The sequence below is a fragment of the Duganella sp. AC917 genome, assembly GCF_979258245.1.
In genome coordinates, this window is record NZ_OZ409848.1 from 2,310,166 (window position 1) to 2,323,169 (window position 13,004).

The following is a 13,004-nucleotide window of genomic DNA, read 5'->3' on the forward strand; positions in this document are numbered from 1 at the left end:
TTCGCGCGCCCTTAAGCTTTCGGCAAGGTGACGCCGCGCTGGCCCTGATATTTACCGTTACGATCCTTGTACGACACTTCGCACACTTCATCGCTCTCGAAGAACAGCACCTGTGCGCAGCCCTCGCCGGCGTAGATCTTCGCTGGCAGCGGCGTGGTATTCGAGAATTCCAGGGTCACGTACCCTTCCCATTCCGGCTCGAACGGCGTGACGTTCACGATAATGCCGCAACGCGCATACGTAGACTTACCCAGGCAGACCGTCAGCACGCTGCGCGGAATACGGAAGTACTCCATGGTGCGGGCAAGCGCGAAGGAGTTCGGCGGGATGATGCACACATCGCTTTTGACGTCGACAAACGAATTCGAATCGAAGTTCTTCGGATCGACGATGGTGCTGTTGATGTTCGTGAAGATCTTGAATTCGTCGGCGCAGCGGATATCGTAGCCGTACGACGAGGTACCGTAAGAGATGACTTTGCGGCCATCCTGCTCACGCACCTGGTCCGGGAAGAACGGCTCGATCATCCCGTGCTGCTCCGCCATCTGGCGTATCCATTTATCGCTTTTAATCGTCATCGCACATTCCTAAAATTGCCGAGGGCTCTATCGCCCCGAATGGACGAGATTTTACGCGAAAGCCCCGTGTTTAAGAACCTTTTTAGCGCCGCCGGGAGCGGATTGGTCGTCCAGCAGACCGGCGATCATCTCGGCGGTAGCGTCGGCCGCCGCCACCGGCGTCTCCATCGGAAACAGATGGCCGCCCGGGATCAACCGGAAATGGCGGCCCACCAGCGCTTGCGTGTGATCATGGCCGGACTGGCTGGTTTCCCATGAATCGGTACCGCCGATGAAGCCGATCGGCACCGGGAACGGCCCGCGCACGATTTTAGGCAGATGGTGCGGCAAAGTGGCGTAGACCGCCGTCTCCACCTCCCGCGTGTAGCGCAGCTGGACGCCTTCCGGATGCGGTTTAAGGCCGTTGTCGATGTAATCGGTCAGCACACCCGGCCCCCAGGCGGCGAAAATATCCTTGCTGGCGAAGTGCTCATAGGCGGCGGCGGCGCTCGGCCACACATTGCGGCGGCGTTTGGAGAATTTAGCCGGCGGCACGTCATACTGCTTGCCAACCAGCTTGATGGTGCGCCAGACCAGCGCGCGCCAGCCGGCGACCACCGGCGCGTCGAGCATGACGACGCAGCGCACCAGATCCGGTCGCGCGTGGGCGACCAGTAAACTCAGCATGCCGCCCAGCGAATGGCCGACCAGGATCACTGGCTCCGTATAGCGCGCTGTCAGTTCGGCGATGTATTCGTCGACGAGGCGCGGCCAGCAATCGGTTACCGGGTAATTGGGGTTATGCGCGTGCATATCGAGCGCCTGGATGTCGAATTGGTCGTTCAGGCGCTCGAAGAACTGGCGGTACACGCCCGCCGGGTAGCTGTTGGCGTGGGCGAAATGCAGCTTGGGCTTGCTCACAAGCGGTCTCCGTATGGTTATTATCAGCCAATTGTAACGGCAGATCCGGCCAGCGGCTGGTGGGAAGGCTCTAATTCAACGGCCGTACCAGTAGCGTGCATGCGATTCACGGTAGCTGGCCATGTCTATCGTCTCACCGAAATCGAAGGTCAATGCGCCCGATTGGTCGGTCCGCAGGCGTTGGATGTGCAGCGCGCCGTAACGGTCGTAGACTTCTTTTTTGGGATGCTGGTAGCGGTTGCGGTAGCCGACCTGGAACACGGCGGTCTGCGGGCTTACCGCTTCCAGGAACTCCGGCGTCGAACTGGTGCCGCTGCCATGATGGGGAACCAGCAGGACGTCGGCCCGCAGCCGCTCATGGTCGCGCGACACCAGTTGCGATTCTTGCAAGGCCTCGATGTCCCCGGCGAGCAGCATGGATTTGCCGCCGGCGGTGATTTTCAGCGTACAGCCCCGCGCATTGGGTTTCAGCGTGTTGTCGGCGTAGCTGGCTGCCAGCGGATGCAGTATCTCGAAGCGCACGCCGTCCCAGGTCCACGCCTGGCCTGCGGCGCACTGCACCTGCCGCCGGGCCGCCGCCATGATCGGATGACTGGGCTGCAGCGATCCGAGTACCCAATCGACCGGCAAGCCGTCCAGCACCGACAAGGCGCCGCCTGAATGATCGACGTCGCTGTGGCTCACAATCATGGCGTCGAGCGAGGGGATGCCGCGCGCCCGCAGATATGGCAATATGACGCGGTTGCCGGCGTTGATTTCGGGACCGTAGCTTGGGCCGGTATCGTACAGCAGCCGATGATGGCTGGTCTCTATCAACAACGCCATGCCCTGCCCCACATCGAAAGCGGTCACCGTCATGCGGCCCGGTTCCGGGTGCGACGGCTCGGCCGCCAGCAGCGGTATCCACGTCGCCAGGCCAAGCCAGCGAACCGGCCACCCGCGCGGCGCGAGCAGCCACACGGTGCCGGACATCGCCCAACAAAACAGCCACAAAGGCGGTGTCGGCGCGCGCCAGACCGCGTAACGCAGACCGCTGAACCATTGCAGGCAAATAGTGAGCCACTCGACGATCGAATGGGCCAAACTGAGGACGAAGCTGGCCAATGTCAGCGGCAGCATGCTGCCGACCAGCGCCAGCGGCGTGACGACTAGACTAATCAGCGGTATCGCCACCGCGTTCGCCAATGGGCTGATGACGGATACCTGCGCGAACAGCAGCATGGTCAGCGGCACCAGTCCAAGCGTGACGGCGTACTGCGTATGCGCGCCGACGCGCATGGCCGCCCAGCACCGCGCAGCCGCCGTCTGCCCGGGATGTGCGTCATGCGAAGTATCCTCGGCGCCCTGAACTCGGCGCGCTGAACGCAGCGTGGTACGGCCAACTGTGGAATACAAAATGACGGCCACCGCGCCGAACGACAACCAAAATCCCGGCCACAGCACAGCCCATGGATCAAGCAGCACCACGACGCCCAGCGCGGTGCACAACACATGCGACACACTGGCGATCCGGTTCAGCCACAGCGCGGCGGCGACTACGATCAACATGTACAGGGTACGCTGCGCCGGCACCCCGAAGCCGGCCAGCAGCACATAGAACAATGCCACGGCAGCGCCGACCAGCGCCGCGACTTTTTGCGCTGGCAGTAGCAACGGCAATTGCGCGCGTGTGAAGAACGAATGTCGCCACAACGTAAAGGCGATCAGCGCAAACAAACCCGCCACCATCGTGATGTGCAATCCGCTGATGCTGACCAGATGACCGATACCGGTATTGGTGAATACCTTCCAGTCGGATTGATCGATCCCGCGCTGGTCACCCACCACCAAGGCGACAATCACGCCCGCGTAGGGTTTGTCGGGAAGCGCCGCCATAATCCGTGCGCGCAGCGCGGCGCGGCAATGCTCGACGAGGTTGTGGACGCTGAAGACAAAGCTGTCCAGGCGCCCGTTGCCGTGATTTGGCCGCACGTAACCGGTCGCCCGAACGCCCTGCTCCAGCAACCACGCTTCGTAATCGAAACCGTATTCGTTGGCGTTGCCGTGAGGGCGTTGCAGACGGACGGTGAGCTGCCAGCGTTCGCCCGGTTGCACGTTTCCCACTTCGGTCACCTGGTCGCGAAAGCCGGCATACCACGACAACGCGATACGGGGAGGAACCGGCGCCGGACCGGGCATCGTATGCAGCGCCCCGCCGGGGCCGTCCACTACACGCTCCACGGCAAAGTTAAAACGCACGCCCTGCGCAAACCGATAAGGCAAGTTGTCGACGGTGCCTACGACCGTAAAATCCCGTCCCTCGTCCGCGCTGGCTAATTGCGATGACAACGCCACATGCGCCAGCCAGGCCGCCCAGTAAAAGCCGACTACCGCGCCAACCAATAAAGCGTGCGCCGCGCGTAAAATTCGCTGCCACAGCGTCCCATCCGTGGGCAAAATGCGCTTAACTGCGATTTGCCCTAGCGCCAACCAGACTGGCGAAGAACACGCAAGCCAGGCCAAGACAGGGACGCCAGGTAGCGCCGACCGCGTTTGCAAGAACGCCGCCCCCGCCGCAAAGCCAATGATCGCCATCCGCATAGCCACCTCGCCGGTGCACCACTGGTGCAATTGAGCAATCGGCCATGCCTTAAGGCCGTCAGAGCGATACTATGCAAGCGTGTCGGGAGCAAACATGGCATCGATGCCGCCTTTGATCCTGATCAATGCGAGCGTTTCCATGGGGTCGCACGGCACAGTTGATACATATAGGTTTTGCGGCCCAGCGCGGCCGGATAAGCCTTGCAGCTGTCCATATCCATGGAAATGCCATGCCGCTGCAAATGGTCCGCCGCCGCAGCGGCGATGACACGATTCGGTGTCACCAGATCCACCTCGCGATGCTGCGGCGGCAGCTCAAAGGTGCAACCACCCGATGGTAATCGGCGCAATTCCACCTGCAGCCGAACCACGCGCCCCAGCCAGTCCAGCTTTGTGCAGCCAGCGGCGTCCTCGGTCAAGCCCAGCCATTGCGCCGCAGCCAGCTTGTTGCGCATGGTATCGAGCTTCTCATTCTTCACAGCCCCTAACATGACGTAGTGCGGGCCGCTGCGTTCGGCCACCGCCTCGCGCATACGTTGTCGCCATGCCGGCGACTCCGGAAAGCCGGTATCGACGCCAATGAACTTTATCTGAGCCGGGAACATCGTCACCATCCACCCCATCGGCGGCTCCGGGTTCGCGAAAAAAATGACGGTCTGCGCGGGCTGGGTGAACACCGGCATCTCGGCGCTATAGGCCTGCTTGCCCCACTGCGCGTTGCCCCACTGCGGCGTCGGCATTGCGCAGAGCAGCAACACTACCAATGTGACCGCAGTCAGACGTTGGGCGGCCCGCGCACTGCTGGCGATGCCGCGCCATAACAGCCAGACCGCCAGCGGCATGAGCAGTTCCAGAGCAATCAGATAACGGTAAATGCTGAACATGCGCATCCAGACCAGATAGGCCAGAGCGAAAAACAGCAAGAAAAAGCGCGCACGTGCGCTGGTGACAGGGGCGCCAGCGCCGCGCAGACGGCGCAACAACGCCATCAAACCGAATGCCGCAAACAGCAAATAGGTCACAGGCCACATGATCAGGCTGTGCGCCACCTCCGTCACGCGTCGGTAATCGGCTGCAAAGATGAACGGCCAAGACAGATACTCCAACAGGGTCTTCGGCAAAAACGACGTATCGATAACACCGGTCTCGGCCGCCCAAGGGCTGTGGAAGATGTTATTGAATTGCGGGAACAGCGGGTTGGCGAACATGTGCCACATCTTCACGAACCACCAGCCGCCCATGAGCGCCATGCCTGCGAGCACTCCGATACCGAACAGAAAAGCGAGTCCGAAACGTCGGGCATACGGCAAAGGCAAGGCTAACAAGGCCAGGCACAGCGCAACCGCATAGGCAACGTTGGTTAACTTTAATCCGGTGGCCGCGCCCATCAACAAACCGGCACACAGCACCACCATTGCGGCCTTCGCAACCGGCTCCAGCACCGCATCCCAGCGGGACAAGACCAGATACAGCGCCCCCAGCAGAAACAGCGCGGTCGTGTTGTCCCCCATTGTGTTGCCCAGCTCGCCACGGAAACCAGGGCCCAGCATGGCGACAGCGGCTAACAGAAGCGGTATACGCCAATCGGCGGACACGCCGCTCAGCTGGCGCGCGATCGCCAGCAGAAGAACGAAATTCAGGCCTTGTAAGGCACCCATGACGAAGCCGACCGCATGCGGCGACAACCAGCGGTTCAAACCATAATAAAGCAGGTCCAGCGTGGGGTTGAAATAGGTCTGAAAGCGCGCAGGCGCCAGGTCGAAGCCTATGCGGTCGTTCAGCAACGCGTGCACGTTGTACACGTGATAGTTGCGCAGATCCCAATTGGCATCCTGGCCGATCACCACCGACATTAAGCCAAACAGTATCGGAATCAGTAATGCGGCCACCCTTGGCGCGCGCGGATGGGCGAGAAATGCAGTGCGGCGAACGAACCATGCGTCGAGCGCCGTCAAAAAACGGTGCCGCCTGTTCACGCCGGCACTTCGTGATAACAGGGCAGCAAATTAGCAACGCGGGAGTGGGTGAGCGTGGTCATGTTGGCACCATAGAAATCAAAGGCCAGTATTATAGTTCCAACAAACTATTTGCTGCGCGACAGTCGGCGAGCCATTCCGGCCGACACAGCGATACTATGCAAGGTCGCGGAGGCGATACACGGAGTCGATGCGGCCTTTGATCCGGATCAACCTAAGCTTTTCTGCAAACAAACAAGAACGCCGGCAGGATAACCCTGCCGGCGTTCGTTGCGTGCCAAAGAAACTGTTGCGCTTACTGGCTGACGAGCATGCCCGTCTTGGCTGCGCGCCGCCGCAACGAGAACGCCAACAAGGCGAAGCCGGCGCCGAGCATGGTGTAAGTTTCCGGTTCGGGTACTGCGGAGGGAACGGCAGGCGTGGGGACCAGCGTGACTGTGTTCAAATTACCCAGCACGCGCGAGTATGAGTCACTGGCGAGATCGTGGTAATAAAGAGAGAACTGTGACAAAAGATTGTTTTCGAGCGTTAACATCGATAACGGGATGCTGCCGTCTACAATCACGCTTTGGCCCAACGGCGCGGCGAAAAGCACTGAATTCCATTGCTCAACGCGGCCATCATTGCTCGCGCTATCTATATACCAGTTGTCCGGAACATCAGGCGACGCTCCGGTGCTCAAGTGGCCCGACGCCGATGCGGCAGACGGGCCCGCAACTGTGCCATCGGCGAGCGTGGCGCTGACGCCGGTCCTGGCGCCGGGCACCGTGTAGCGGCATGAGCGCCCTTCTGAGCCATCGCAGGATAGCGGCTGTGCGGTGTCGATCCAGAACTGGCCGTGGACCTCGCCGTTCTCGCTGATCGTGTAGCCGGGCAAGCTGGTGCTCGATACCCATGACCAGTCTTCGCTGTTGCCTTCCATAATACCGAAAACCGTACCGGTGAAGCTGTAGGTCAAAATTTCCGCACTAGCGGAGCCGGCCAGCAGCAAACCGCTCAACGCGCAAGCCAACAGTTTTTTCATTTTCCATCCCTGTGTGGGCAAACCATGCAAAAGAAACTGCCGCGCTTATTTTGGCGAGACGTCGGTGGCCTTGACCGCGATACGCTCATTGATGTTTTTTGCGGCGATGGTCTCGGTCAGGAAAGACGTCGACTTCACCAGCAGGTCGCGCGCCACCTCTTCCAGCGGCGAGCCGCTGATGCTGGCGTGATTGCCACCCAGCCCGGTGCCGCCGCCCCAGCCCATCGCCGAAACGCCGAAGCCGGTCTTCTCGTTATTGGCCTGGAAGGTCTTGGAGGCGATGATCTTGGCGCGCTTGACGTCCACCACGCGGATGTCCATGTTCATGTGGACCTTGGATTTCTTGTAATCGACCGCGCCGGCCAGCATGCCCAGCGGGCCCTTGAGGAAGCTCAGGCCGCCCAGGCCGGTGGAGCTCTGTTCGAAGCCCAGCGACGTGATCGAGCCGGTGATCATGTAGTCGGCCGCTTCGGCCTCGACTTTTTTGCCGATCAGCGCCAGCTCCTTGTTAATCTCCTCCATTTCGGCGCGCTCCTGCACGTCGAAGCAGCCGGTCTGCGTCAGCGCGGTGGCCAGCATCTCGGTCATGCCGGTGCCCACGCCGGTGTAGCTTGGTTGCGCCACGGTGCCCGAACGCTCCCACCAGCGGTACTGGCGCGGGTCCTGCTGGCCGGCGCCGGACGAGCAATCGGCGGACTTGCATTTGAATTCGGTGAAGACGACTTTGGCCGCAGGAGTTTTGCATTTGGGAACGTCGATTTGGCGCTCCGACACCTCGCTGGTATCGGCGAAGCACATGACAGGAACGAACAGGAGGGCGGCGGCAAGGCGAACGTCTGGTTTCATATGGATTCCGTGAGTTTTGACAGGCAAATATTGGCGATTATGCACTGTGGACTCATCAATAATTCTATCCAAATGTAACAACCAGTGGTCAATTACACAAAATTTGAGGCATCGCAACACGCAAGGCGCGATTCTGTGCCTTTAACCGTCTCTAGATGCGTGTAAGTGATTGTCTGGCGTTGGCGGTGGTCGCCGACGCCACCTCCTCGACGCTGATGCCGCGCAGTTCGGCGAGGACAGCGCCGATACGGGGAATTTGATCGGGACTGTTACGCCCCGGATGTATCCAGCTGGGTGAGATGTCCGGCGCGTCCGTTTCCAGCACGATCGCCTCCAGCGGCAGCTCGGCGGCCATGCGGCGTATCTGCAGCGCGCGGGTAAAGGTCATGGCGCCACCGAAACCCAGCTTGAATCCCAGGTCGATGTAGCCCTGCGCCTGCTGAAAGCTGCCATTGAACGCATGCGCGATGCCGCCGGCCGGCCGGATCTGGCGCACATGCTTGAGCACCACGTCCTGCGAGCGGCGCACATGCATCAACACCGGCAGATCGAAATCGCGGGCGATCTTGAGCTGCTCGCGGAAGAAGAAGATCTGCTTCTCGCGCATCGCCGGATCGGTCAACATGGGGATGAAGAAGTCCAGGCCGATCTCGCCCAGGGCCACGAAGCGCGGATCCGACAGTGCCGCCTCGACCTGCTCGCGCAGCACGCGCAAATCGTCTTCCTTCGCGTTCGGGACATAGATGGGGTGGATGCCGAGCGCATAACAGCCGTTATCGACGCTGGCCGCCAACTGCGCGACGATGGAGAAATTGGCCGTCTCTACCGCCGGGATGACGATCATGCCGACACCCTGCTCCTTAGCCTTGCGCGCCTGTTCGGCCGATTCGTCGCCGAATTCGTGCGCATCGAGGTGGCAGTGGGTGTCGATCCACATGATATTAGTCCTGGTAGGGTTTCAAACCTTCGTCGGTCAGGCGAAGAACGCGATCGCAGCGGCGCGCCAGTTCGATATCGTGGGTGACGATGACGAAGGCCGTGCCCAGGGTGCGCGACAGCTCCAGCATCAAATCGAAAATCTGCTGCGCGGTGGCGTGATCGAGGTTGCCGGTCGGTTCGTCGGCCAGCACGCAGGCGGGCTGCGTGACCAGTGCGCGCGCGAGGGCCACGCGCTGACGTTCGCCACCGGACAACTCGCCCGGCACGTGGGTGACGCGCTTGGCCAGATTCACGCGGGCCAGGATTTGTTCCGCTGCGCTGGTCGCGTCGCTGCGCTTGACGCGGCGTATCATCAGCGGCATGCCGACGTTGTCCAGCGCGGAGAACTCCGGTAGCAGGTGATGGAACTGGTAGACAAAGCCCAGCGACGCGTTGCGCAGATCGCCGCGCGCCGTTTCGCTCAGGTTGGCGAAGTCCTTGCCCAGCAGGGTCACGCTGCCGGTGCTTGGCGTATCGAGACCGCCCAGCAGATGCAGCAGCGTCGATTTACCGGAGCCGGAGGCGCCGACGATGGCCACGCGTTCGCCGCGCCGTACATCGATATCGATCCCGGCCAGCACTTTGACCGAGTAGCTGCCCTGCGTGAAGGTCTTGCCCAGGTTGCGGCAGGACAGGACCACCGGTTCCAGGTTGTTCGTCGGATTACTCATAGCGCAATGCCTCCGCAGGTTTGACGCGGGCGGCCCACCAGCTTGGGTAGATCGTGGCGACAAAGGCCAGCACCACGGCCACGCCGCCGATCTTGAAAACGTCCGGCCAGCGCAGGTCCGACGGCACGGCGCTGATGTAGTAAATATCCTTGGACAAGAACTGCACTCCTAATAAATGTTCGATAAACGGCACGATGATGTCGATATTGAGCGCCACCAGCACGCCGCCGGCCACGCCCAGTACGGTGCCGAGGATGCCGACCAGCGCGCCCTGGATCATGAAAATCTTCATGACCGAGCGCGGCGAGGCGCCCAGTGTACGCAAAATGGCGATATCGGCCTGCTTGTCGGTCACCGTCATCACCAGCGTGGACACCAGGTTGAAGGCGGCGACCGCGATGATCAACGTCAGGATGATAAACATCATGCGCTTTTCGGTCTGCACGGCGGCGAACCAGTTGGCGTTCAGTTTGGACCAGTCGCGCATGACCAGGTGACCGGGCATCGTGCGCTCGAGATCCACCGCCACTTGCGGCGCGCGGTTCATGTCGGACAGGCGCAGACGCAGGCCGGCCGGCGCGTCCAAACGCAGCAGCTTTTCAGCGTCGGTCAGGTGTACGAAGGCCAGCGCGGAGTCGAACTCGTTGTGGCCGGCCTCGAAAATGCCGACCACATTGAACGAGCGCATGCGCGGCAGCATGCCGGCAGGCGTGGCCTGTCCCTGCGCCAGCGCCAGCGTGACCTTCTCGCCGAGGTTGACGCGCAGCGCGCGCGCCAGCTCGATTCCCAGCACGATGTTGTAGGCGCCAGGCTGCAGCGCGCTGAAACTGCCGCGGCGGGTCTGTTTGGCGACGTCGGAGACGTCCGGCTCCTGCTCCGGCAGCACGCCACGGACGATGGCCGGGCGCAGGATATCGTCGCGCACCAGCATGCCCTGGGTTTCGGCGAACGGCGCGGTGCCGATCACCTCCGGATTCTTGCGCGCCTCGGCGGCGGCGGCCTGCCAGTTCGGCATCGAGCCGCGCGGGTCGAATACCTCCACGTGCGCCAGCACCGACAGCATGCGGCCGGTCACTTCCTTCTGGAAGCCGTTCATCACCGACAGCACGACGATCAGCGCGGCGACGCCCAGGCCGATGCCCGCCATCGAAATCAGGGAGATAAAGGAGATAAAACTGTTACGCCCGCTGCGCTTGCCGGCGCGCGTGTAGCGCAAGCCGACCAGCCATTCAAACGGTAGATTCTTAATGATACTCATGTGTTCCAGCGGACAAAATCGGCGAAGTCAGCAGTTTGCCATATAAATAGCGTTCCATGCGTGCGGCGCAGCACGGAGCCCGGAGCAGCGCGCCTCACTCGTAGCGCAGCGCCTGCGCCGGCTTGACGCGGGCGCCGCGCCAGCTTGGATAAATCGTCGCCACGAAGGCCAGCAACACCGAAACGATACCAATGCGCGTGACATCGGACAGGCGCAGGTCGGAAGGCACCGAACTGATCAGGTAAATATCCTTGGACAGGAAATGCATCCCGAACAAGCCTTCGATAAACGGTACGATGATGTGGATGTTGACCGCCAGCAGCGACCCCAGCGCGACGCCGAAGACGGTTCCCAGCACGCCGGTCAGCGCGCCCTGGATCATGAATATCTTCATGATCGACGCCGGCGAAGCGCCCAAGGTACGCAAAATGGCGATATCGGCCTGCTTGTCTGTCACGGTCATCACCAGCGTCGCGACCAGGTTGAAGGCCGCGACCGCGATAATCATGGTCAGGATGATGAACATCATGTTCTTCTGGCTTTTCACCGCGGCAAACCAGGTCGAATTGGCGCTGGTCCAGTCGCGCATGAACAAATCTCCCGGCATCGACTGCTTCAACTGCCGCGCCACCTCGGGCGCGCGCTGCATGTTGGCCAGGCGCAGACGCAGGCCGGACGGCGCGCTCAGCCCGGCCAGTTCCTCGGCATCGCTGATATTGATGAGCGCCAGGCCGGAGTCGAACTGATTGTGGCCGACCTCGAAAATCCCCGTCACCGTCAGCGAACGCACGCGCGGCTGCATCGCGTTGCCGGCGCCCGGCCCTTGCGCGCGGGCCAGGGTCACCGTCTGGCCGAGCTCGACCTTGAGCGCCCGGGCCAGCTCCGCACCCAGCACGATATTGAATTGACCGGCTTTGAGCGTGTCGAGGCTGCCCGAACGCATGTGCTCACCGACCTCGGAAACGTTCTTCTCGGCGGACGGCAATACGCCGCGCACGACCGATGGGCGCAGGATATCGTCGCGGATCAGCATGCCCTCGGTCTCGACGAAGGGTGCGGCGGCGCGCACCTCGGGGTTGGCGGACGCTACGCGGGCGCGTTGCTCCCAGTTCGGCATGCTGCCGCGCAGGTCGAACACCTCGACGTGTGCCAGCACCGATAGCATGCGGGTGGTCACTTCTTTCTCGAAGCCATTCATCACGGATAGCACCACGATCAGCGCGGCCGTGCCGAGGCCGATGCCGGCCATGGAAATGAGGGAAATGAAGGAGATAAAACTGTTGCGGCCGCTACGCTTGCCGGCGCGCGTGTAGCGCAGGCCGACCAGCCATTCAAACGGCAAATTCTTGACTATACTCATGGGCTACCGGGGCGATCAACTGAAGTGAGCCCGAAGTTTGCCATATAAATAGCATTCCATGGGTGAAACGCCCCACTGCGGCGAGAAATCGTCGCACCGCCAGGGGAGCGGCGGCGCGACGGTCAAGCTATCAGGCGAACTTTTCGTCCTGACCCGACTTGCGGCGACCCATGAAGCCGATCAGGCCCAGACCCAGGCCAAGCATGGCCCAGGTGCTCGCTTCCGGCACCGGTGCGGCCATCGCCACGCCCAGCAATTGCTGCGACGCCTGGCCGTTCGAACCGATGCCGGTGAAGCTGGTGTAGGTGTAGATATTGCTCAGCACCGTGTGCTTCGAGGCCAGGTCCAGCATCTGGAATGCCGCGTCGGCGCTGCTATTGCCGCCGCTGACGAAGTATTGCTTGCCGCTGTCTGCGTAGATATTGCCGTCGTCAGCCACCAATTCCCACAGCGCCATCTGAAACGCCTTCTGGCTGACGCTGTCATGCATGGCAGTGGTGTACGAGGTTTCGTACAGCGCCTTGACGCTGTTCTTCACGTCGGCCTGGCTAGCGGTGTAGACGGCATTGCCTTGCAGGCCGACGGTTGGCTCGACGCAGAAGGCCAGGAAACTGTTCTGCGCGCTGAGGCTACTGTTCAGTTCGATCACCGGAATGCCGACGGCGATGGAGTCGACGAAGTTCTTGCCGCCCAGGTTGATTACCAGGCTGTCGTCATCGGCGGTAACGGTCGTGGTGTAGGTCTGGCTGGCGAATGCGGCGCCGGACAGTGCCAGGGATGCGGAAAGGATGGCTGCTTTGATGGCGGTGAATTTGATTTGCATGATATTTTTT

11 protein-coding genes are annotated in these 13,004 nt (G+C 61.6%); all 11 read right to left on the reverse strand.

The features are described from left to right. Positions 1 to 11 precede the first annotated feature (11 nt). Complete coding sequence (dcd, locus tag ACZ0BA_RS09980) at positions 12 to 578, reverse strand: dCTP deaminase (protein WP_463451123.1); 567 nt, start codon at positions 576 to 578, stop codon at positions 12 to 14. 51 nt (positions 579 to 629) lie between these two features. Beyond that, positions 630 to 1,478, reverse strand: a complete 849-nt coding sequence (locus ACZ0BA_RS09985) for an alpha/beta hydrolase (protein WP_463451124.1) — start codon at positions 1,476 to 1,478, stop codon at positions 630 to 632. A 75-nt stretch (positions 1,479 to 1,553) separates the two neighbouring features. Continuing rightward, the gene (locus ACZ0BA_RS09990; protein ID WP_463451125.1) at positions 1,554 to 4,058 is read right to left on the reverse strand and encodes a DNA internalization-related competence protein ComEC/Rec2; all 2,505 of its coding nucleotides are present in this window, start codon (positions 4,056 to 4,058) and stop codon (positions 1,554 to 1,556) included. Between the two features lie 122 nt (positions 4,059 to 4,180). After that, complete coding sequence (locus ACZ0BA_RS09995) at positions 4,181 to 6,013, reverse strand: hypothetical protein (RefSeq protein ID WP_463451126.1); 1,833 nt, start codon at positions 6,011 to 6,013, stop codon at positions 4,181 to 4,183. Positions 6,014 to 6,329: 316 nt separating this feature from the next. Continuing rightward, positions 6,330 to 7,058: a PEP-CTERM sorting domain-containing protein gene (locus tag ACZ0BA_RS10000; RefSeq protein ID WP_463451127.1), complete on the reverse strand. Its 729-nt coding sequence runs from the start codon at positions 7,056 to 7,058 to the stop codon at positions 6,330 to 6,332. 45 nt (positions 7,059 to 7,103) lie between these two features. Next, positions 7,104 to 7,904 carry a CsgG/HfaB family protein gene (locus tag ACZ0BA_RS10005; protein ID WP_463451128.1) on the reverse strand — a complete coding sequence of 267 codons (801 nt, stop codon included), beginning with the start codon at positions 7,902 to 7,904 and terminating at the stop codon, positions 7,104 to 7,106. A 151-nt stretch (positions 7,905 to 8,055) separates the two neighbouring features. After that, positions 8,056 to 8,841 (reverse strand): TatD family hydrolase, encoded by a 786-nt coding sequence (locus tag ACZ0BA_RS10010; protein WP_463451129.1) that lies wholly within the window; start codon positions 8,839 to 8,841, stop codon positions 8,056 to 8,058. Positions 8,842 to 8,845: 4 nt separating this feature from the next. Continuing rightward, complete coding sequence (gene lolD, locus ACZ0BA_RS10015) at positions 8,846 to 9,553, reverse strand: lipoprotein-releasing ABC transporter ATP-binding protein LolD (RefSeq protein WP_463451130.1); 708 nt, start codon at positions 9,551 to 9,553, stop codon at positions 8,846 to 8,848. After that, positions 9,546 to 10,811: a lipoprotein-releasing ABC transporter permease subunit gene (locus tag ACZ0BA_RS10020; RefSeq protein ID WP_463451131.1), complete on the reverse strand. Its 1,266-nt coding sequence runs from the start codon at positions 10,809 to 10,811 to the stop codon at positions 9,546 to 9,548. Before ACZ0BA_RS10020 ends, lolD begins: the two co-directional genes overlap by 8 nt. A gap of 94 nt (positions 10,812 to 10,905) precedes the next feature. Then, positions 10,906 to 12,171, reverse strand: a complete 1,266-nt coding sequence (locus ACZ0BA_RS10025) for a lipoprotein-releasing ABC transporter permease subunit (protein WP_463451132.1) — start codon at positions 12,169 to 12,171, stop codon at positions 10,906 to 10,908. A gap of 130 nt (positions 12,172 to 12,301) precedes the next feature. After that, positions 12,302 to 12,994, reverse strand: coding sequence for a PEP-CTERM sorting domain-containing protein (locus ACZ0BA_RS10030; RefSeq protein ID WP_463451133.1), 693 nt, complete (start codon positions 12,992 to 12,994; stop codon positions 12,302 to 12,304). Positions 12,995 to 13,004: the final 10 nt, after the last annotated feature.

Coding starts and splice junctions, on each gene's coding strand:
- dcd (WP_463451123.1), bottom strand. CDS start 578: ATGACGATTAAAAGCGATAAATGGATACGCCAGATGGCGGAGCAGCAC.
- ACZ0BA_RS09990 (WP_463451125.1), bottom strand. CDS start 4,058: ATGCGGATGGCGATCATTGGCTTTGCGGCGGGGGCGGCGTTCTTGCAA.
- ACZ0BA_RS10000 (WP_463451127.1), bottom strand. CDS start 7,058: ATGAAAAAACTGTTGGCTTGCGCGTTGAGCGGTTTGCTGCTGGCCGGC.
- ACZ0BA_RS10005 (WP_463451128.1), bottom strand. CDS start 7,904: ATGAAACCAGACGTTCGCCTTGCCGCCGCCCTCCTGTTCGTTCCTGTC.
- ACZ0BA_RS10010 (WP_463451129.1), bottom strand. CDS start 8,841: ATGTGGATCGACACCCACTGCCACCTCGATGCGCACGAATTCGGCGAC.
- lolD (WP_463451130.1), bottom strand. CDS start 9,553: ATGAGTAATCCGACGAACAACCTGGAACCGGTGGTCCTGTCCTGCCGC.
- ACZ0BA_RS10020 (WP_463451131.1), bottom strand. CDS start 10,811: ATGAGTATCATTAAGAATCTACCGTTTGAATGGCTGGTCGGCTTGCGC.
- ACZ0BA_RS10025 (WP_463451132.1), bottom strand. CDS start 12,171: ATGAGTATAGTCAAGAATTTGCCGTTTGAATGGCTGGTCGGCCTGCGC.
- ACZ0BA_RS10030 (WP_463451133.1), bottom strand. CDS start 12,994: ATGCAAATCAAATTCACCGCCATCAAAGCAGCCATCCTTTCCGCATCC.